The 20720-nt window shown below is 70.6% G+C and carries 17 protein-coding genes, 2 tRNA genes and 1 pseudogene; 8 read left to right on the top strand and 12 right to left on the bottom strand.

Translation table 11 applies throughout. The features are described 5' to 3' along the window. Window positions 1-9: 9 nt before the first annotated feature. Window positions 10-867, top strand: coding sequence for a fumarylacetoacetate hydrolase family protein (locus tag CP981_RS14580; RefSeq protein WP_085925423.1), 858 nt, complete (start codon window positions 10-12; stop codon window positions 865-867). Between the two features lie 128 nt (window positions 868-995). Here the strand turns inward: CP981_RS14580 and CP981_RS14575 are convergent, their stop codons facing one another. From CP981_RS14575 to CP981_RS14565, 3 genes and pseudogenes are all read right to left on the bottom strand, one after another. Then, the gene (locus CP981_RS14575) at window positions 996-1283 is read right to left on the bottom strand and encodes a hypothetical protein (protein WP_085925422.1); all 288 of its coding nucleotides are present in this window, start codon (window positions 1281-1283) and stop codon (window positions 996-998) included. Window positions 1284-1448: 165 nt separating this feature from the next. Beyond that, window positions 1449-1796 (bottom strand): annotated as a pseudogene (locus tag CP981_RS14570) (heme-binding protein); the annotation flags it as partial. Then, window positions 1793-2917 (bottom strand): Gfo/Idh/MocA family oxidoreductase, encoded by a 1125-nt coding sequence (locus tag CP981_RS14565; protein ID WP_085925421.1) that lies wholly within the window; start codon window positions 2915-2917, stop codon window positions 1793-1795. The pseudogene CP981_RS14570 and the gene CP981_RS14565, both read right to left, overlap by 4 nt. 56 nt (window positions 2918-2973) lie before the next feature. On the opposite strand from CP981_RS14565, the gene CP981_RS14560 reads away from it, so the two are divergent. The 5 genes from CP981_RS14560 (at window position 2974) to CP981_RS14540 (ending at window position 8403) form a co-directional block, all read left to right on the top strand. Continuing rightward, entirely contained in the window at window positions 2974-4254 is a 1281-nt protein-coding gene (locus CP981_RS14560; protein ID WP_425282128.1) for an ROK family transcriptional regulator, read from the top strand. A 257-nt stretch (window positions 4255-4511) separates the two neighbouring features. Continuing rightward, window positions 4512-5291, top strand: coding sequence for an HAD-IIA family hydrolase (locus CP981_RS14555; protein WP_085925420.1), 780 nt, complete (start codon window positions 4512-4514; stop codon window positions 5289-5291). Window positions 5292-5750: 459 nt separating this feature from the next. Then, complete coding sequence (locus CP981_RS14550; protein WP_143658894.1) at window positions 5751-6095, top strand: hypothetical protein; 345 nt, start codon at window positions 5751-5753, stop codon at window positions 6093-6095. Next, window positions 6085-7110: a sortase domain-containing protein gene (locus tag CP981_RS38605; protein ID WP_244329654.1), complete on the top strand. Its 1026-nt coding sequence runs from the start codon at window positions 6085-6087 to the stop codon at window positions 7108-7110. The genes CP981_RS14550 and CP981_RS38605 overlap by 11 nt, the downstream gene beginning before the upstream one ends. 216 nt (window positions 7111-7326) lie before the next feature. Then, window positions 7327-8403, top strand: a complete 1077-nt coding sequence (locus tag CP981_RS14540; RefSeq protein WP_085925419.1) for a glycoside hydrolase family 6 protein — start codon at window positions 7327-7329, stop codon at window positions 8401-8403. 61 nt (window positions 8404-8464) lie between these two features. Here CP981_RS14540 and glxA read toward each other — a convergent pair whose 3' ends face one another. The 3 genes from glxA to CP981_RS14525 form a co-directional block, all read right to left on the bottom strand. Further along, on the bottom strand, window positions 8465-10417 hold the full coding sequence (gene glxA, locus CP981_RS14535; RefSeq protein WP_085925418.1) for a radical copper oxidase GlxA: 1953 nt from the start codon (window positions 10415-10417) through the stop codon (window positions 8465-8467). Further along, window positions 10414-12438, bottom strand: coding sequence for a glycosyltransferase family 2 protein (locus CP981_RS14530; protein WP_085925417.1), 2025 nt, complete (start codon window positions 12436-12438; stop codon window positions 10414-10416). The genes glxA and CP981_RS14530 overlap by 4 nt, the downstream gene beginning before the upstream one ends. Window positions 12439-13504: 1066 nt before the next feature. Next, a tRNA-Lys gene (locus tag CP981_RS14525) sits at window positions 13505-13578 on the bottom strand. Between the two features lie 458 nt (window positions 13579-14036). Here CP981_RS14525 and CP981_RS14520 point away from each other — a divergent pair. Then, window positions 14037-14456: an SsgA family sporulation/cell division regulator gene (locus tag CP981_RS14520; RefSeq protein WP_229894352.1), complete on the top strand. Its 420-nt coding sequence runs from the start codon at window positions 14037-14039 to the stop codon at window positions 14454-14456. Next, on the top strand, window positions 14456-16042 hold the full coding sequence (locus CP981_RS14515) for a hypothetical protein (RefSeq protein WP_244329653.1): 1587 nt from the start codon (window positions 14456-14458) through the stop codon (window positions 16040-16042). Before CP981_RS14520 ends, CP981_RS14515 begins: the two co-directional genes overlap by 1 nt. A 245-nt stretch (window positions 16043-16287) precedes the next feature. Here CP981_RS14515 and CP981_RS14510 read toward each other — a convergent pair. The 6 genes from CP981_RS14510 to ehuB form a co-directional block, all read right to left on the bottom strand. After that, a tRNA-Lys gene (locus CP981_RS14510) sits at window positions 16288-16361 on the bottom strand. A 107-nt stretch (window positions 16362-16468) separates the two neighbouring features. Further along, complete coding sequence (locus tag CP981_RS14505; RefSeq protein WP_150522342.1) at window positions 16469-17227, bottom strand: IclR family transcriptional regulator; 759 nt, start codon at window positions 17225-17227, stop codon at window positions 16469-16471. Between the two features lie 309 nt (window positions 17228-17536). Next, on the bottom strand, window positions 17537-18352 hold the full coding sequence (gene ehuA / locus CP981_RS14500; protein ID WP_167536099.1) for an ectoine/hydroxyectoine ABC transporter ATP-binding protein EhuA: 816 nt from the start codon (window positions 18350-18352) through the stop codon (window positions 17537-17539). Then, complete coding sequence (ehuD, locus tag CP981_RS14495; protein WP_042155561.1) at window positions 18342-18959, bottom strand: ectoine/hydroxyectoine ABC transporter permease subunit EhuD; 618 nt, start codon at window positions 18957-18959, stop codon at window positions 18342-18344. Before ehuD ends, ehuA begins: the two co-directional genes overlap by 11 nt. 32 nt (window positions 18960-18991) lie before the next feature. Further along, complete coding sequence (gene ehuC / locus CP981_RS14490; RefSeq protein ID WP_085925414.1) at window positions 18992-19723, bottom strand: ectoine/hydroxyectoine ABC transporter permease subunit EhuC; 732 nt, start codon at window positions 19721-19723, stop codon at window positions 18992-18994. Then, window positions 19720-20658 (bottom strand): ectoine/hydroxyectoine ABC transporter substrate-binding protein EhuB, encoded by a 939-nt coding sequence (ehuB, locus tag CP981_RS14485; RefSeq protein ID WP_167536098.1) that lies wholly within the window; start codon window positions 20656-20658, stop codon window positions 19720-19722. Before ehuB ends, ehuC begins: the two co-directional genes overlap by 4 nt. Between the last annotated feature and the right edge of the window lie 62 nt (window positions 20659-20720).

Below are 20720 nucleotides of genomic sequence, written 5' to 3'. Positions count from 1 at the left end.
GTGGAACCGATGAAGCTGCTGCGAGTCGGACCGGCGGGGACGGAACGCCCGGCGCTGCTCGACGATTCCGGGACCCTGCGGGACCTGTCGGGCCTGGTGCCGGACATCGACGGAACCCTCCTCGCCGACGAGGGAGAGCTGGCGCGGATCCGTACCGCCGCCGCCTCCGGGGAACTGCCGCGACTCGACGGGGCCGGGCTGCGCACCGGCCCGCCGGTGGCCCGGATCGGCAAGATCGTGTGCATCGGGCTGAACTACCACGACCACGCCCGGGAGACCGGCGCCGCGACCCCCGCGGAGCCGATCCTCTTCATGAAGGCCCCGGACACCGTCGTCGGCCCCGACGACACCGTGCTGGTCCCGCGGGACAGCGTGAAGACCGACTGGGAGGTGGAGCTGGCCGTCGTCATCGGCCGGACCGCCCGCTACCTGGAGACCGACGCCCAGGCACTGGCCGCGGTGGCCGGCTACGCCGTGGCGCACGACGTCTCCGAACGCGCCTTCCAGATCGAACGCGGCGGCCAGTGGGACAAGGGCAAGAACTGCGAGACCTTCAACCCCCTGGGTCCCTGGCTGGTGACCGCCGACGAGGTGCCCGACCCGCAGAACCTCCGCCTGCGGCTGTGGGTCAACGGCGAGCCGAAGCAGGACGGCACCACCGCCCAGCAGATCTTCCCGGTGGCCGAAGTGGTCCGCTACGTCAGCCGGTTCATGACCCTCTACCCGGGCGACATCATCAACACCGGCACCCCGGCCGGCGTCGCCATGGGCCACCCGGATCCCAAGCCGTATCTACGGGCCGGCGATGTCGTGGAACTGGAGATCGACGGGCTGGGCCAGCAGCGCCAGGTACTCAAGGACGCCTGAGGGGAGGGGCCTCGTCGGTCTCGGCTGTTTCACCGGAGGTCCAGGCGCGGGCGACGAGAAGAGGCTTCCCGCCGGCGGCATCGGCGCCGCTGGGACGGGCACAGCACCGCCCCGAGGCGGCTGATCACCTAGGCGGACACATAGGTGAGTGCCGGATACACTTCCGGGTCGCCCTCGACACCGGCTTCACGGAGGATCGGAATGAGGATCTCGGCGAAGCGGTTGAGGGCCTCCTCGGACTCCCAGACGTCGACGACGCGGAAGGAGCGTTCGCCCTGGCCCGCGATGTGTGCGAGCAAACCTTCTACGGGCCAGTCGGCTGGAGATTCCATCCGGCTCTTGGCCCCCGTCAACTTGCGGTTGGTCTCCTCGTACTGCTCCTGTGTGAACTCGGGGGAGATCAGGACGATCGGCATGTGGGTCCTTCCAGATCGCGGAGACGCGGCACGGGCTGCCAGGTCTGGTCCGGAATCAGGCGACGGCGACGTCCGCCTGTTCACATAGCGATCCTGGGCCGCGTCGCATCATCGCGCATGACTTGCTGCTCCACACGAGACGGAGTCACGCCCGTCGAGAGGCCGAAGGTAGGAGGACTCGGCGTAGCGTTCTACGACGGCGGACTTGCGGGCGATCCAGGCGTCGTTGTCGGCGGAGGTGCCGGGGAGCGCGCAGTGGAACAGCTGCTGGGCGCCGCGCCGGATACCGATGGTCACCGCGGCGCCGCGCTCCTGCGCCAGCTCCACGAGAAGCGAGCCCAGGCGCCAGGCGTCGTCGTTGCTGAAGGCGCCGAGGACCAGCCGCTCTTCCTGCGCGGCCAGTTCGCGGAGCTCGTCGTCCACCGGGCGCGGACCGGCCGGGGTCGTGTGCGTGCCTCGGTCCGGGGCGGCCGGGGCCGTGAGCGTGCCGCTGCCCGGGGCGGACGGGCTCATGGGCCTGCCTCGATGTGGACCGTGCGGCCTTCGGTGGCGGACAGCTTGGCAGCCTCCAGGACGCGGAGGGCGGCCGCGGCTTCGGTGGCGGTGACCGGTGGGCGGCCGCCCTCGCGGAGTGCATGGGCGATCGCGGCGTAATACGCGGGGTAGTCGCCCGGCAGGGTCGGTACGGGCTCGCCGCCGCCGGTCTGCGGGGACGAACCGGCGCCGAGCCGGCCCCGGCAGGACTCCGGCTCCACGCCCCACTCCGTGCCCTCGGCGCCGGGCCGCAGGCCCTCGCGCAGGGCGGCCTCCTGCGGGTCCAGACCGTGCTTCACATAGCCCGCCCGGCTGCCCAGCACCCGGAAGCGCGGGCCCAGCATGGCGGTGGTGGCGCTCACCCACAGATGGGAGCGGACGCCGCTCGCGTGGGTGAGGGCGAGGAAGGTGTCGTCGTCGGCCTCCGCGCCCGGACGCCGGATGTCGGACTCGGCGTAGACCGAGACGACCGGGCCGAACAGGGTCAGCGCCTGGTCGACGAGGTGACTGCCGAGGTCGTAGAGCAGTCCGCCGATCTCCGCCGGGTCGCCGGACTCGCGCCAGCCGCCCTTGGGCTGCGGACGCCAGCGCTCGAAGCGGGACTCGAAGCGCTGGATGTCGCCGAGGACGCCGTCCTCGATCAGCCGGCGGACGGTGCGGAAGTCGTTGTCCCAGCGGCGGTTCTGGAAGACGGAGAGCAGCAGTCCGCGCTCCTCGGCGAGCGCGGCGAGCTTCTCGGCCTCGGCGGCGGTCGCGGCCAGCGGCTTGTCGACGACCACCGGCAGCCCGGCCTCCAACGCGGCGGTGGCGAGCGGCACATGGGTCTTGTTGGGCGACGCCAGCACGATCAGATCGAGGTCCGCGGCGCGGTCCAGCACCGCCTGGGGGGTGTCGACCGTACGGACCTGCGGATGCTCGGCGCGGGCCTGGGCCTGTCGCTCCGGATCGGAGGTCGAGACGGTGTCGAGCCGCAGGCCGTCGGTGGCCGCGATCAGGGGGGCGTGGAAAACCGAGCCGGCCAGGCCGTAGCCGATGAGGCCGACGCGGAGCGGGCCGTGGGGGGCGGCGGTGCCGGTGGGGTCGCTCGTCTCGCTGCTCATGAGCTCCACTTAAGCAACGCTGTTGCCAAAGTGCAAGCGATGCGGACAATGGGTGGGTGAGCAGCGATGACATCTCCCCGGCGGGGCGCGCCGGACGTCCGGGCGCGGGCGGGAAGCAGGGCGCCGACGGAGGGCCGGGTATCACCGGAGGCCCGGCCGTCACTGGGGCCCCGGGCACCCCCGCAAGTCCGGCCGCCACCGGAAATCCCGGCGCCAACCTCCCCGCGCTGCGTGGCCACAATGCCGCGCTGGTGCTCGGGCTGCTCCGGGCGGCCGGTGAGCAGGGGCTCAGCCGGCTGGAGCTCGCCGCGCGGACCGGGCTGACTCCCCAGGCCGTCAGCAAGATCACCGCGCGGCTGCGGGCCGAGGGGCTGGCCGTCGAGGCGGGGCGCCGCGCCTCCACGGGCGGGAAGCCCGCCACCGTCCTGCGGCTGGTGCCCGGCGCCCGGCACGCCGTCGGACTGCACCTGGACCGCGATGAGCTCATCGCCGTACTCGCCGATCTCACCGGTGCCGCCGTCGCCGTACGCCGCGCCCCGCTCGCCTTCGAGGCGGGCGCCGGGCCGGTGCTCGACACCGCCGCGCGGGAGGTCGCGGCGCTGCGCGCGGAGGCCGGCGGGCCGCCGGTGCTGGGCGCCGGGGTGGCCTGCCCGGGGCCGCTGGACCACACCACCGGAGTTCTGCACCGGGTCACCGGCGTGCCCCGGTGGGACGGCTTCCCGCTGCGGGGCGCGCTCGCCGAACGCCTCGGCCTGCCCGTCGTCCTCGACAAGGACACCAACGCGGCCGCACTCGGCCTGGCCCAGGGGATGCCGGCCGGCGCCGGCTCGTTCGGCTATCTGCATCTGGGCACCGGCCTGGGCGCGGGGCTCGTCCTGGGCGGCAGCCTCTACCGCGGCCCGCGTACCGGCGCCGGGGAGTTCGGGCACCAGACCGTGCAGTGGGACGGGCCGCGCTGCGGCTGCGGACGGCGCGGCTGCATCGAGGCGCTGTGCCTGGCGGCGGTGGCCCGCGGCGATCTGCCGGGCGCGGCCGAGGTGTTGGGGGCCGGCGCCGCCAACCTCGTCGAGCTGCTGGACATCGACCGGGTGCTGCTCGGCGGGCGCACCGTACTGGAGAACCCCGACGGGTTCCGGTCCGGCGTGGCCGGGGCCCTCGACGCCCAGGCCCGCGCCCGCGGCCGGACCGCGGTCCCGGTGGCGCTCGCCCGGGGCGGCGCCCAGGTGGTCGCGGACGGGGCGGCGGAGCTGGTGCTGGCACCGCTGTTCGGGGGCGGCTCCGCACTGCGCGGGGGTGCCGGGCCCGTCGTCGCCGGGCAGGAGACGCGCTCCGGGTGACGGCGCTGCGGGGGACGGCGCACGGGTGACGGTGCGCCAGGGCGCTGCGCGATGTGCTGCGGATCGCCGGGAGCCGGGGTGTGGGCGCTGCCCGGCCGGCCGAAGACCGAGGGAATCACCAGGGTCAGGGGCACAGGGGCTGACTTAGGGTGGGGGCGTCGGCCGTACGTACGACGCGTGGGTTACCCCGTGTGGTCCGCGGCGCGTGCGGGAGGCGGTCGGCGCCCCTGGTCCTCACGCACGGCAGGAGTCCGGCAGTGGCAGAGCGCAAGCCGATCGAGTCATGGCTCACCGACATGGACGGCGTCCTGATGCACGAGGGCATTCCGGTTCCCGGGGCGGAGGCCTTCATCAAGCGGCTGCGCGAATCGGGCAAACCCTTCCTCGTCCTGACCAACAACTCCATCTACACTCCGCGTGATCTGCACGCCCGGCTGAACCGCATCGGCCTGGACGTCCCGTGGGAGTCCATCTGGACCTCCGCGCTGGCCACCGCCCAGTTCCTGGACGACCAGCGGCCCGGCGGCACCGCCTACGTCATCGGCGAGGCGGGCCTGACCACCGCCCTGCACGACATCGGCTACGTGCTGACCGACCACTCCCCGGATTACGTGGTCCTCGGCGAGACCCGCACCTACAGCTTCGAGGCCCTGACGAAGGCGATCCGGCTGATCAACGACGGCGCCCGGTTCATCGCCACCAACCCCGACGAGACCGGCCCCTCCCCGCAGGGCGCACTGCCCGCTACCGGGTCGGTGGCCGCGCTGATCACCAAGGCGACGGGCATCGACCCGTACTTCGTCGGCAAGCCCAACCCGCTGATGATGCGGCACGGACTGAACGTCATCGGCGCCCATTCCGAGACCTCCGCCATGATCGGCGACCGGATGGACACCGATGTGCTGGCCGGCCTGGAGGCGGGCATGGAGACCTTCCTCGTCCTGACCGGCCTCACCCGCCCCGAGGAAGTCGACCGGCACCCGTTCCGGCCCTCCCGTGTGGTGGACTCGATCGCTGATCTCATCGACTTGGTGTGACCGGGGGGCGGTGCCCTGAGCGGGCTGGTGGTGGTCTGCCCCGTGGCCCGGGCCGGGCCGCTGCCCGGTTCGGCCCGGCGTGGCCTGCCGCGGACCGGCCTGCTGTCCGGTCCGCGGCCTGATCCGGCCGCGGGCCGCCGGTGGCCCAGGAGCCCCACCCGAACGGCGCAGCCTCGGACCGCACCGGATGCGGGCGGGCTCGCGTAGGCGGACCTTCGGAGGTATCGGAGGTTCACCATGCGCTCACGGCAACTTGCTCTCTGTGCCGCGGTCGCGGCGTGCGCGGTGACGACGGCGCCGGCACCCGCGTACGGCGCGGACGATCGCGCCACCGGAACCGCAACGGTCCAGGTCACCCCTGCCTCACGGGGCACGGGCGGCACTGCTGGGCGGGCCGTCGTGCGATCCGTGGCCGTCCATGAGGGGGCGCCGCGCACCCGCACTGGCGGGAGCCCGGTCGTGGGCCCGGTCGTGGGCGCCGGCCACATCCGCTCCGGCTCCGCGCCCGACACCTATCCGGCTTCTCTCGCTCCGGCCGCCGAGACCGGCAGAGCTGGAGCCGCTGCGTACGCGGCCAAGGGGGCCGGGGCCTCGCGAGCCACCCACGCCGCCCGAGCCGCCAAAGCCGCCAAAGAATCCCACCCCGCCAAAGAATCCCAAGCCGCATCGAGCCGTGAGCTGAGCAGTACCTCGGCTGTGGGTCTGGTGCTGGCCGGTGGCGCCATCCTGGTCATCGCGGGGCAGCTGCTCCGGCTCCGGCTGAGACTGCGCCGCGAGCGGCGGGGCGACGCCGATGAGCGCTGACGAGGAGGGGCGGGCGAGTGCGGTCGGGGTGACCGCCAGACCCGGCGTATCCGGCCCGGACGGCAACGCGGACGGCACGAGAACCGTGGCAGCCGCGCCCAGAGGGCCGGGAGCCTCCCGCGCCTCCGGCACCCCTGGCACCCGTAAGGCGCTCAACTCCCTTGCCCTACCGGGCGCCCATGCCTTCCCCGGCCCCGGCCCAGATGCGGTTGCGGGCCCCGGCGCCGTTACGGGCAGGGGCTCCGGCGCCCATACGGGCACGGGCCCCGGCCCGGGCCCCGCCTCCACCCACCGCCCCGGGCGGCTGCTCGGCGGTGTGGCCTGGGCGGTGTTGCTGCTGGGGCTGTGGTTGTGGGGCCGGGATCTGGCGGACGAGGTGGCCGCGCAGCTCGCCACGACCGGTGATGTTGCCGCCGCCGGACGCCCGTTGGGCCGGCAGGCGCCTCCGCATGCGCACGCCCCGGTACCTGCCGCAACCACCGCACGGCCCGTCGGGATCACCATCGACGCGCTCGGCGTACGGGAGGCCGGCATCACCGAACGGGGCCTCGACGGCGACGGCCTCCTCGCCCCGCCCCCGTACACCTCCCCGCAGCCCGTCGGCTGGTACGCCGAAGGGCCGCAACCGGGCGAGGCGGGCGCGGCGCTGCTCGTGGCCCGTACGGACGCCGGAGGCCCGGAAGACGGCCGCCGGGGCATCCACGCCCCTGACGCCCAACGGGCCGGTTTCCACCGCCTGTCCCAGCTCAAGCCGGGGGAGCAGGTGGACATCCAGCGCGCCGACGGCAGCACCGCACGCTTCACCATCGAGGACGTCCAGCTCTACGACCGCCACCGCTTCGACCCGCGCCGGGCCTACGCCGCCCACGACCGCGGCCGCTCCGAACTCCGCCTGATCACCGAGGACATCAGCCGCACCGCCGCCCACGGCCGGCAGGACGGCGGCGAGTCGACCCACGTGATCGTGGTGGTCTCCGCCTACCTGACGTCCTACCAGGAGCATCGCGCACCTTAGGGGCGCGGGGAACTGCGCGACCGGCCACGACGCACCCGCAGCCGCACTCGCACCTGCACGACATCAACGCTCGGCCCCCTCGGCCCCGCCCCGCGCCGCGCTCGGTGCGCGGCTCGTCCACAGGCCGACCCGGGCAAGTCGGGGTGTGCCACGATGGATGCGGCCGGTGGTCCCCTGCCGACCGTGTTCCGTGTTCGTGCTCCGAGGGGGGAGTGGATGTACGGCAATCTGCGACGGATGGCCGGGGTCGGTTCGCCGGGCGGATCCCGCGACGGCCGGCGGCGCTCCGCGCCTGCCGGTGCGACGCCGTCGAGGGCGGTGGTGGGGGCACTGGCTCTGCTGCTGCTCGCCGGCTGCTCCGACAGCGACAGCGACGGCAGCGTGCCGGACAGACCCGGCCAACGCCCCAAGTCCGTCGCCCCGTTCTGGGTCAACCCGGACAGCAAGGCGGCCCGCCAGGTGTCCGCGTACGGCAAGGACGGCAAGTCCGGCGACGCCCGCCTGGTCAACAAGATCGCGACGCAGCCGGTCGCCGAATGGATAGGCGTCGACGACCCGCAGGGCGAGGCCCGCGGCTTCACCGAGGCGGCCGCCAAGGCCGACCGTGAGGCGCTGCTGGTGCTCTACAACATCCCGCACCGCGACTGCGGCAGCTACTCCAAGGGCGGCGCCGCCGACGGCAACGCGTACCGCGCCTGGCTGGACGGCGTGCTCAAGGGCATCGGCAACCGCGCCACCACCGTCATCCTGGAGCCCGACGCCCTGCCGCACATCGCGGACAAGTGCACCCCGCAGCAGTTCCACGAGGAGCGCTACGCCCTGCTGACGGAGGCGGTCGGCAAGCTCAAGGCGCTGCCGCGCACCAAGGTCTATCTGGATGCCGGCAACCCCCACTGGATCAAGGACCCGGGCCGGATGGTCGAGCCGCTCAAGCGGGCCGGTATCGACCGTGCCGACGGCTTCGCGCTGAACATCTCCAACTACCAGACCACCGCGGAGAACACGAAGTACGGCAAGAAGCTGTCCGCCATGGTCGGCGGCAAGCGCTTCGTCATCGACACCAGCCGTAACGGCAACGGCCCGGCACCGGGCGGCGACGACCCGGAAAACTGGTGCAACCCGCCCGGCCGCGCCCTGGGCGCGGCACCCACCACCAAGACCGACGACCCCCAGATAGCCGCCTACCTGTGGATCAAGCGTCCCGGCGAGTCCGACGGCACCTGCAAGGGCGGCCCCAAGGCGGGCACCTGGTGGCCCAAGTACGCCCTCGGCCTGGCCCACGGCGCGAAGTAACCACCGCGCCCAGCGCCTGCCGTGACGGCGACCACCCGGTCGCCGTCACGGCAACCGATCCCTACTGCCGCTCGGGCGCGACCTTCACCCACACCGCCTTCGACGGAGTCCCCTCCCCGTCCACCGCGTTGAGCATGTACCACCCGGGCGGCACCAGCGACGGATCCTTCGGCAGGGTGACCGTGACCCCCTTCCCGTCCTTCGTCACTGTGAAGTCCAGCGCGATGGAGCGCTGTTCGACATTGGTGACATGGGTGAACGAGCCGGGCCGCATCAGCCGCATCTTCTTGATGCCGGCGGCGTGCGGGGCGCCGTAGGTCGCGCGCTGGCCGAGCTTGAGCGTCTTCGCCGCCCCGGCCGTCAGCTTCGGGCGCGACTTCCCGTAGAGGTACGGCGGGGTGTAGAGGTCGATCTGCTGCTGGAAGACGCCCGGCTTGGTGTTGTCCTTGTCGGCGTAGAGGGAGTCCGAGCCGAAGGTCATCACCCGGCCGTCGGGCAGCAGCAGCCCACCGGAGTGGTAGTTGCGGCCCACCAGCGGATCGGCCACCTCCCGGGCGGTGTTGGCCGCCGGGTCGTACAGCTCCGCCTTCAGCACGTTGGAGGCGCTGCGCCCGCGGTAGCCACCGGAGCCGTTCGTGGTCAGCACGGTGTCGTCCGGAAGGATCACGCTGCTGGGGTAGCGGGCCTTCGCGTACAGCGGCGGACCGTCCTTGAAGCGCGGCGACGGTGCGTGCAGATCCACGATCCGGGTCTTGTCGGTGGCCTTCGGGTCCTCGCCGACCCCGCCGCCGCCCAGCACCATGTACCGCTGTTCCTGGGCCGGCGGCAGCAGCACCGACATCGAGGTCTCCAGGATCTTCGGGTCACTCATCCCGGGCACGACCTGGAACTTGTTGGACTTCAGGTCCCAGATGCCGGGCGTGCGGCCGATGTTGTCGGGGCCGTAGCCGGCGTTGGAGCCGGTGTAGAAGATCCGGCCCTGGTCGGTGAGGAAGAGCGCCGGGTAGGTCGGGAAGAAGCGCCGCTTGGGCAGATAGCGCCACTTCTTCGTCTTCGGGTCGTAGATCTCCTGCTTGCCGGGGACCACCTGCCCGATCTCGTCCAGTCCGGAGACGGACAGCACCTTGCCGTCCTGAAGCGTGGTGAGCGTCGGGTACCAGCGGGCCTCGTTCATCGGGTCGACCGGCATATAGCGCTCGGCCACCGGGTCGAACTCGAAGCTGTCCTTGATCCCCTGGAAGTCCTTCTTGTCGAAGGACAGCTTCTGCGCGATGCCGTAGAAGTTACGGGCGTCCGCGCCGGTCAGACCGTGGATGCGGTAGTTGTCCTGGGTGCCCGTGGAGTGCGACGGGCCGTCCTTCAGCGCCTCGACATAGACCCGGGCCTCGCTGTGCACGACGGTGACCTTGCCGGTTGCCCGGTCGGTGACCTTCTTCGCCCGGGGCACCACGACCGGGTCCTTGGCGGCGAAGGTCTTGCCGTTCTCCTTGCCGGTGAAGAGCGTGCCGGCCGGGAACGTCTTCGGGCCGTCCGGGTCCTCGTTGTAGATGATCATGAGGCCGCCGGCCTTCTTCACATCGCCGTTCAGCTTCTCGTAGCGCTGGGTACCGCCGGCCACCAGCAGCTTGCCGTCCGGGAGCTGGGTGTGCCCGGAGCAGAAGAGGTCCTTGGGGGTGGGGATGTTCTTGAAGGTGTTCTTCTCCGGATCCCACAGGACCGTACGGAACGACTTGGCCTTGAAATTCGCCGCGTTGTTGCCGGAGCCCGCGACCAGCAGCACCTTTCCGGTGTGCAGCAGGGCCGCATGGATGGTGTTGATGCGGTACTTCTGCGGGACGTCGAGGACATCCCAGTGACCGTTCTTCGCCTTGTACTCCGGCTTGTTGATCACGTACTGGTGGTACTGCTCCGAGGCGAAGCCATAGAGAGCCGGCCCGTTCATCCCGGCCAGCGCGAGCACCACCGCCGTTGCTATCGCCACTCTGCGGGTGCGACGGCTCGGACGGTACTTCATGTGTGACGTCCCCCAAGGGCGATCTGCATGGTCTGTTCAGTGGTGGCGGCCGGGTCGGCGGCACGGCCGTCGGCCGGAGCGGCGGCTTGGTCAGCGGCCGTCGCGGGCGAGCCCCCGCCGACGGCCGTCGCGGAAGAACCCTCGCTCCCGGCCGTGGCATCGGAGCCGCCGGCCACGGCACCGGAGCCGCCCCCCGAAGCATCGGAGCTGCCGCCGCCGGCCGCACTCCGCTTCCGCTTCTCGTCGCGTACGCTCCGCCGCCAGGCGACGATCGGCGCTGCGGTGATCAGCATCGCGAGGACGGCCCAGATGACCATCGCCGGATGGCTGTGCCCCAGCACGAACGAGGCGATCAGCGAGCCGCCGAAGACGAGCAGGAAGAACAGATGCACCCGGAACGTCCCGAAGAGCGTGTCCGGGCTGGACGAGTCGCCCTTCGGCGTGACCACGAACTTGCTCTTGCGGCGCAGTGCCGCATCGAACAGCGACCGGGCGTAGATCGGCGCGGACAGCGCGGACATCACCATGCCGGCGACACCGCCGGAGCCCTCCGGCTCGTGGGGGGAGACATTGTGCCGCCGGTTCCAGATGTACAGGCCGATCTGGAGCGCCGAGGCATTGCCGTACAGCATCATCCACACCGTCGGATCGATCTCCACACCCGAGGCGCCGAGACCCAGGAACAGCGCACAGCTCAGCGCCGCCAGGATCCAGTTCAGCGCCGACATCGGGTAGAAGATCACCATCATGGTGTAGTTGACCAGCCGGCCGAACGGCAGGGTGAACGGCGCCTTCCAGAACTGCTTGAGGATCGTCTCGTACGTCCCGCGGGACCAGCGCAGCTGCTGGGTGAAGAAGTCCGTCCAGGCCGTGGGCCCCTCACCGACCGCGAGCACATCCGGGGTGTAGACCGAGCGCCACTTCTTGCCGGTCTGCGGATTGCGGTGCCGGTGGATCTCGAACCCGGTCGCCATGTCCTCGGTGATCGAGTCGTACAGCCCGCCGATCTGCTTGAGCGCGCTGATGCGTACGGCATTGGAGGTGCCGACGAACATCGGCGCGCCGTAGCGGTTGCCGGCCCGCTGGATCAGCGCGTGGAAGAGGAACTGCTGGGACTCGGCGGCCTTGGTGACGAAGGTGTCGTAATTGCCGTACACCTGGGGGCCGATGACGAAGCCCACGTCCGGGTCGCGGAAGAAGCCCAGCATCCGCTCCAGGTAGTTGGGCAGCGGGACATGGTCGGTGTCGACGGAGGCGAAGTAGTCGTAGTCGTCGCCGTGCGCCGCCAGCCAGGCGTTGTAGTTGCCGTGCTTGGTCTTGGCGCGGTGCGGCCCCTTGGGCTGGTTCCACTCCGGGATGCCCTTACGGGAGAAGTGGTGCACGCCCAGACGTTGGCAGACCTCTTTGACCTCGGGGTCGTCACCCTCGTCCAGCAGCCAGATGTGCAGCAGCCCGCGGTGACGGATCTTGACCGCCGCCTCCAGCGTCTTCGTGACCATGGCCAGCGGTTCCTTGCCCGGCACGAAGGAGGTCAGGAAGGCGACGCGGGTGCCGCTCTCGGGTATGACGGGTATGGGGTCGCGGGCGACGAGGGTGGCATGCGCGTTGGACAGCACGTTCATGCACCGGAAGAACTCGATCAGCCCGATCGCGACCAGCATGACGCCGTCCAGCACCGGCAGAAACTCGTAGGCGGGGTAGTCGCGTTCGGTCCAGTGGTTCGGCTGCATCAGCCAGATCAGCAGCCCGAACGAGAGCAGCGGCGCGGCACCGAGCAGCAGCGCGGCCCGGATGCGGTGCGGCTCGTCGGCGAGCAGTGAGCGATAGCGGACCTTGTACGGCTTGTCCGGGTCGGGCTGGGTGAGCGGCCCGGCGAGTCTGCTGTAGTGCTCGTAGTCGTAGCGCGGCAGCGGCTTGCGCGGGGTGCGCCGCTGCCGGTGCTGACGTGGCACCCGCAGGCGCGCGGTGGCGGACGAATCGTACGTGTGCTGCGGCCGGGCACCCTCAGGTGGCGACGTCATGGGCCCATCCCCCCGCACGCAACTGGCTGCGTGCCGTGTGCTGATAGCCCGATTTCCCGGTCCCCTCGACCGTCTCGGGCTCACTGGTCTCGGCCGTCCGTGCCGTGTGACGGTGACGGCCATGTTCCGGTGGTGTGAGGAACGCCCCGTAATCCTGCCAAGCAGTGGGGTCCCCGCGTTCACATCACGCCAACCGGCGTATCCCTTTCTTCCCAATCCTGGGAACCCCGCCCGCATTTGGACCGAGTTCCCAGGTCAGAGTGCCGAACGGTCGAGCCGATTGCAAGATGCAACACAAGGTACGGACACCGGAAGAGGCAATATCCGGACGCCCTATGGCATCGGGAGCAGTGCTTTGACCTGGAACAGCAGCCGATTTCCGGCTTGTTGACAGCTGGTGTCTCAATAACTGGAATAGCATGCTCCGTAAGCGCAGAGTTACCCTTCCGGTAAAGGCGACGCCGCTCGTTCGTAAAAGTCCGTCGGCAACTGGCAATGCAATAAGGAGAGTCGGCGGATTCGGACGCGCAGGACGGCACGATTTGCGCTTCGAGGCGGCACGGCGGTAGAGGCCGGCAGGCACCTTTGTGGCTCTGCGTGCGATTTGGAACAGTATCTGAAGGAATTCACCCGCAAAACAGGGGATGGGCAGATCCGCGACGGATTCGGCATGAACCGCCGAGTCCCCATAAGTAACTTGCCAGTACGGGGAATTGGCTGAACGTCGGGCCCAGGACCCCCGGCGCCCGCGCCGCCCCCTCGACAGCGCGGCGGGTCCGGTGGCACGGTGTCCGGCTTCGCGTGGGGGCGGACGCGACGCGGTGAGCCGTCCGGCGGTGTCGATGGATGGCCCTTAGGGGGCGGCCCCGTTCTCCAAGAGGCGGCTCGTCGCGGCATGCGGCATGCGGCGAGTGGCATGCGGTGCGCGGCGTGCGGCGTGCGGCGTACGACGTCAGCGCACCTCGCACAAACGTTCCACCCTGGCGGGCGATCTTGCGTCCCCGGCCTCCATGCGGCCGGACATACGACTGAGGCCCCTCGCATGGCGAGGGGCCTCAGTGTGTCGTGCGCCGCCAGGGACTCGAACCCCGGACCCGCTGATTAAGAGTCAGCTGCTCTAACCAACTGAGCTAGCGGCGCGTGCTGACCTGAAGAACTTTACACGAACTCGGGGGGTGCTCCGTACCCGCGACCGCCCTGCTCACGCGCCCGGCCGATGTGATCCCTGCCACTCGCGACGCCCCCTCGCGCGCTCCTCCCGCCTCGGGCGAGTTCTCCGGCATACGGGGCAAAAGCCACTCGATCTTGAGATCTTCCCTCGATCGTCGCCCGAATCATTCAGTAAAGCCCCGCTTCGTCCCTTTCCTTCCGCAATCACACCAGTCGCCCCGTCAACATGCGGTATCTCCTGCCGGTTGAGAGGCTGAGGCGAGCGCTGGGACGCAAGAACTGAACATTGTCCAGAGGGCGCCGGCCATGGCGTCCGTCACTCCTCTTGCGCCTGCCGCAACCCCACCCTCCACAGCAACGTCTGCCAGGACGCGCAGCCCCGGACCGGGTCCCCGGGACTCGCCCCTCCGTCGGAAAGGTTGATCGTCGTGGTGTCGACAGCCAAGCGCACCCTTGAGATGCGGCTCCTCCTCGGGCCGGACGAAGCAGTTCCGGTGGCCGGCCGGTTCAGCTACCGCAGTGACCGCCCGTACGAGGTCGAGGTCGCCTTCCTCAGCCGCGGCCAGACGGTCGCCACCTGGCTGTTCGCCCGCGAGCTCCTGCTGGCCGGGCTGCATGACGAGGCAGGGGAGGGAGACGTGCGGGTGTGGTCCTTCCGCCGGCCGGGCGAATCGCGCCGCGTACATATCGAGCTGTCCACCGACGACAGCGTCTGCGAGCTCTCGGTGCGCGCGGCGGAGCTGACCGCCTGGCTGGAGCAGACCGCGGCGATCGTGCCGCCCGGCCATGAGGGTGGCTACCTCGACATGGACGCCCACCTGGCCCGGCTGTTCGCGGGGAAATGCTGATGGGGGACACGGCAATCACGAAGACGACCACGGCCGGGCCGGTCACGGCGGCCGGAACGGTGACCACGGCCGAGCCGGTGACGGCGACCGGACCGGTGACGCTGACGACGGCCGAGGCGACGACTGCCGGGCCCGGCGCGCCCGGCCCCGCTCGCCCGGCCCACGCAGCGGCCCTCCCGGTGGCGAGCCCCGGCGCATCGCCCGCCACCACGGAGCCCGCCCCCGGTAGCCCGCCCGGCGCCGACGTACCGTCCACCGCCCTCATACCGTCCGGCCCCGATACGCCACCGGTCCCCGGCATACCGTCCGGCCCCGATACCCCGCCGGGCCCCGGCAGACCGTCCGCCGCCGGCACCCCGTCCGCCACCCCTGCGCCCGCCGCCACGCCCACCTCCCCGCTACCGACCCCGCGCCGCGCCACCGGACCGGCCCGGGCGGAGGAGGCCACGCACCCGGCCGCCCGGGAGGGCAAGAGGCAGTCGGTCGCCCCCCGGCCAGGCCGTGCCGACGGGGACCCGGACGGGCCCGCCGACGCCGCCTCGATCGCCGCGCACGACCCCTGTGCGCACGGCTTTCTGCCCGAGCGGCCGCCCGTCCGTTCGCTGATCGGCACCTGGACCCGGCTGGACGCCATGGCCCGCGCGGCCGCGGTCGCACCCGACCGGGAGGCCGCCGTCGCGCTCGTCGAACGGGCGCACCGCGCCGAGGAGTTGGCGGCGCTCCGGCAGCGCGTCTCCCGGCTCTCGCTGCGTAACGCGGAGGCCGCCGCCATGCGGATCGCGGTCATCGCGGTGTCCTGCGGCTGGTGCGGGATCGACCCCCAGGCGCCGGCCGCGCGGGAGGTCGCCGACGAGGCGTTCCTGGACCTCTGGGCGGCGATCGCGCACCGAATAGGCCACGATCAGTTCGTCGCGCTGCCCACCCTCGCGCTCCACAACTGGGCGCCGGAACGCAAACCCCGCCGCCATATCCCCATCGACCAACTGGCCCGCACCGAGACGCTCGTGCCGATCGTCCGCTGGGCCCCGGAAGGCCAACCGCTGAGCCGGCTGGACCGGCTGATGCTGGCCGCGACCCGCCTGGAGGCACACGGGATCTGGCTCTTCCGGCTCGCCGAGACCCTGGCCGGCCGGTCGCCCGATGACTCCTCCACCCCGACGGCGCTGCGCCGGCTGGTCCGGGTCCAGCACGCGCTGCGCGCCCAGCTCCTCGCCGAGGCGGCGGAACTGTCGGCCGCGCCGGCCACCCCGCAGCAGCGCGCGGTGCTCGGCGCGCTCGCCGGACAAGGTGCCCTGGAACCACCGGTGCTCCAGGCGGCCGACGCCGTACTGGGCATCGGCGCCCGGCGCCTGCGCGAGGGCCGCCGACAGCTGCTGCGCCGCCATCTCCCGGCGCAGCACCGTGCCTGGCTCAGTGCGATGGACCGCCACTGTGCCCCGGTGCGTACCCTCGCCCACCGTGGCGGCCCCGACGCCGCCGTCTACCGCGAGGCCCAGGAGTCCCTGATCGCCCTCCGCCGCACCTATACGGCCCTGGTGCAGGCCGCGGCCCGCCCCACGGAGGCTCCCCTCACGAGGGCGGCCTGACCCGAAGCGCTCCTCCCGCCCGCGCCGCCGCCCGTCCCGTGCGTCGAGACGGGCACGATCGGTGCGGCCCTCACCCTGCCCTCCCCCCTGCACTCGCTTCCCGGGGGCCTGGGGGCCTGGGGCCGTCCAGCACCAGGCACCGCCCCCGAGGGAAGAGACCGGCCGCCGCACCGGTGATCCTCTCCGTATCCCCGGACACAACGAAGTGGGCGTTTCCGGAGAACCGGAAACGCCCACTCGATACGTGCGCCGCCAGGGACTCGAACCCCGGACCCGCTGATTAAGAGTCAGCTGCTCTAACCAACTGAGCTAGCGGCGCGCGCTGACGAAAGAAATACTACCTGGTCGAGAGGGGTGCTCAGAACCACGGCCGCGGAGCGGTGCCCTCCGGGAACGCCGCCGAGACGGCGGGGTCCGCGCTCCCGCTCAGATCGCCAGGGACAGCAGGACCGGGGCGGCCTGGCGGTTGAGGGTGTCGGCCGCCTGGCGCAGCCGGTGGGCGTGTTCGAGCGGCATCGACAGTGCGAGGCAGCCGACCGTCGCACCGGCGGTGATCGGGACCGCCGCGCAGACCGTGCCCACGGCGTACTCCTGGAGATCGAGAACGGGGACCGTGGGCGGCTGGCTGTCGAGCTTGTGGAACAGGACCTTCTCGTTGGTGATCGTCCGCGAGGTGAGCCGGGCGGTCTTGTGGCGGGAGAGGTGGTCCTTGCGGCCGTCGTGGTCGAGCTGCGCGAGCAGGCACTTGCCGACCGCGCTGGCGTGCGCCGTGCGGTGGAATTCGGCCCACTCGTTGACCTTGGGGGCCAGCGGTCCGTCGGCGTAGTGGAGGATCTTCACCTCGCCGTCGATGTACCGGCTGATGTAGACCGCCGCGCCGACCGAGTCGCGCAGCTGGTCGAGGGTGCGCTGGAGCTTGTCGCGCAGTGCCTGGTCGCGGTCGCCGCCCGAGCCGAGGAGCAGGAGCGAGTCGCCGATGACATACGCGCCGTCGGTGACCTGCTCGACATAGCCCTCGCGCCGGAGCATCGCCAGCATGTGGCCGAGGTGGCCCGGGGACAGGCCCGTCTCGCGGGCGATCTGCGCATCGGTCACGCCCTCGGCGTGCCTGGAGACCGTTTCGAGCACGCGAAGGGCGTACTGCACCGAATGGAACGGCGCGGTCGGCTCGGGCTTCAGCGCCACGGTGTCCCCCTAGCAGGTTGTTACCGCTTGCGTCGTGACCGCCGTCGGTGGTCACGGCCGGGCTGGCGCGGCCGCTCCCGGGCAACGGGGCTGCCCTCACGATAGCGGCCAACGGCCTCCGAAGGAGAGGGTCTTGACTGAAAAGAAGCGGGCCCGGGTCAGCTGTACTGGGGCGCGCGACCTTGGCATATGCCAAGGTCACAGTGATGGGCGCCGGCGACGTACGCCGTACGGTCGCACGCCGTCCCGGAGAAGGGTGGTGAACCCGCGAGGGCCCACCACCCGAACTCACTGCCTGCTGGGTGCCGTTCAGAGCACGGCGCTCAGGAATTCCCGGGTGCGCTCGTGCTCCGGCTCCGTGAAGATCTTCTCCGGGGAGCCGGACTCGATGACCCGCCCGGCGTCGAACATCAGGACGTCGTCCGAGATGTCCCGGGCGAAGTTCATCTCATGGGTGACACAGAGCATGGTGATGTCCGTGGTGTGCGCGATGTCCCGCAGGACGTCGAGCACCCCGGCGACCAGCTCGGGGTCGAGCGCCGAGGTCACCTCGTCCAGCAGCAGCACCTGCGGGCGCATCGCCAGCGCGCGGGCGATGGCGACCCGCTGCTGCTGGCCGCCGGAGAGCTGGGTCGGGTACTTGTCGAGGTGCTCGGTCAGGCCCACCAGGTCCAGGAGTTCGCGGGCCCGCTCCTCGGCGGCGTCCTTCTCCATCCCCAGGACGTGCACCGGCGCCTCGGTGATGTTCCGCAGCACCTTCATGTTGGGGAAGAGGTTGAACTGCTGGAACACCATGCCGATGTTCTTGCGCACCTCGCGGATGTGCTTCTCCCCGGCCGGTACGAGCTTGCCGCCCTTCTCCTCGTGCGTGAGATAGGCGCCGCCGACCTTGATGGTGCCCTCGTCGGGCTTCAGCAGCGTCATCAGCAGCCGCAGAATCGTGGTCTTGCCGGAGCCGGACGGGCCGATGAGGGTGACGTGCTTGCCCGAGGAGACGGTGAAGTCCAGGGAATCCAGGACGGTGTTGGTCCCGAACCGCTTGGTGACATGGTCGAAGCGGATCAGCTCGGCTCCGTCCACCGCCGGGTTGGCCGTTTCTTTCGAGGGGGTGCTGTCAGCGGACAAGACGACGCTCCAGGGCTCGCAGGAGGAGAGAAGTGGGGTAGGAGATGACCACGAAGAGGATGCCGACGACGGTGATCGGCTCCAGGTAGTCGAAGGTGGTGGCGCTGATGCTGTTCGCCTGGAAGAGCATGTCGGCGACGGTGATACCGGCCAGCAGCGGCGTGTCCTTGAACATCGCGATGACGTAGTTGCCGAGCGCGGGCACCACCCGGCGGAACGCCTGCGGCAGGATCACCGCGATCCAGGTGCGCCGGCGCGGCAGGTTCAGCGCCGTGGCGGCCTCCCACTGGCCGGGCGGCACACCGTCGATACCGGCGCGGTAGACCTCGGAGGTGTACGTCGAGTAGTGCAGGCCCAGGCCGATGACGCCGGTGGTCAGCGGCGCGAAGGTGAGCCCCCAGCCGGGCAGCACGAAGAACAGGAAGAACAGCTGCACCAGCAGCGGGGTGTTGCGGACGAACTCGACGAAGACGCTGACCGGCCAGGTCACCCAGCGGCTCCGCGAACGCAGGGCCATCGCCCAGACCAGCCCGAGCGCGAAGGACACCAGCGAGCCGTAGAAGGTCGCCTGGATGGTGATCCACAGCCCTTTGAGGATCTCGGGCATGATCTCCCCGATGTAGCTCCATGACCAGTTGTTCACGGCTTTCCTCCGGTGGCCAGTGCCTCGGGGCCCTGCTTCTCGACGGGCAGTTTGCGGGAGAACCAGCCCTCACCCTTGGGTACCGACCGGCCGACCGAAGCCTTGGCGCGGCGCTCCAGCACCCGCATGATCCGGGTCATCACGAACGCGACCGCGAAGTACAGGACGAGGATGATTCCGTAGATCTCGGCGCTCTGTCCGGTCGACAGCCGGGCCAGCTTGGCCTGGAAGGTGAGTTCACCGATGGACAGCAGCGACGCCAGCGCGGTGCCCTTGAGCAGCTCGATCAGCAGGTTGTTGAACGGCGGCATCATCTCGGGGACGGCCTGCGGCAGGATCACCTTCCGCAGCCGCTGCCAGGGCGAGAAGCTCAGCGCGATGGCCGCCTCCCGCTGGGCGGGGGCCACCGCCTGGAGCGCACCGCGGACGACCTCGGAGCCGTACGCGCCGTACGACAGGCCCAGCGCCAGGGTGCCCGCCCAGATGCCGACCAGCTGCCAGCCCAGCAGCGGCAGCGCGAAGAACAGCCAGAACATCAGGACCAGTGCCGAGGTGCCGCGGAAGAACTCCACATAGACACCCGACAGGAAGCGCACGATCCAGAACCGCGAGGTGCGTGACAGGCCGATGCCGAAGGCGACGACAGCGGCCAGGGCGGCGCTGTAGACCATCAGCTGGATGGTGATCCACAGCCCTTCGAAGAACAGTTCCCACAGCGCGCCGGTCACTTTTTACAGAGCTCCTTCGCCGTGAGGTCGGTCATGAACTCCTTGGTGAAGCCGTACGGCTTGGCGATACGCAGGAGTTCGCCGCTCTTCTTCATCTTCTGCAGCTCGTTGTTGAAGGCGTCGCGGAGCTTGGTCTCGCCCAGCCGGAAGCCGTAACCGCCGCCGTCCCGCTGGGGTTTCCCGTCGACCTCCGGCGTGAACGGACTGGTCATCTGCACCTTGGGGTGCCCACCGGTCTTCAGCGCCTCGATCATGGTCAGCGCGGTGCCGGCGAAGACATCGATACGGCCCGCTTCCAGGGCCTCCATCCCGGCGATCTGGTCACCGTAGGTCTGGATGGCGTCCTTCTTGACGCCATTGCCGACCGCGTAGTCGATCTCGGCATAGCCGATGCCGGAACCCATCCGGTATTTCCCCTTGGCGATGTCCGCATAGGAGTGGATGTCGTCCGGGTTTCCCTTTCGTACGAGGAAGGCGTCCTTGCTCTCGTAATCCGGGTCGGAGAAGAGGACGGCCGCACAGCGGGCCTTGTTGATGAACATGCCCGCAACGATCACGTCGTACTGGAAGGAATGCAGACCCGGCACCAGTGCACCGAATTCGACCGGCACCGGCTCGAAATTCTTGATCCCCAGCCGCCGGAAGATCGTCTTGGCGACGGCCGGGGCCTCGCCGGTCAGCTCGCCCTTGCTGTTGATCGAGGCGTAGGGCGGTTCGCTGGCGATGCCCATGCGGACGGTGCCCTTTTTCCGCAGATCCTCGAGGAGATGTCCGCCGCCGGTCGCGCCCGAGACATCGACCTGGGAGCAGCCCGTGACCGCTCCCATCGCACCCGATGCGCCGAGCGCCGCTACCCCCGCGAGCAGCGAGCGGCGGCGGATGCCGCTTGTCAATTTTCTCTTGATCATTTTGGTGTTCTCCTGTGGTGGAGCCATGGGCGCGCGGCTACCCGAACGCCTCATACATATGCCGATCGTTTCCAGCCCTTGATAGAAGC

Origin of the sequence: Streptomyces platensis (assembly GCF_008704855.1) — a bacterium.
Taxonomy (GTDB): Bacteria; Actinomycetota; Actinomycetes; order Streptomycetales; family Streptomycetaceae; genus Streptomyces; species Streptomyces platensis.
The sequence above is the reverse complement of the archived record's forward strand: the minus strand, read 5'-3'. Positions and strand labels throughout refer to the sequence as shown.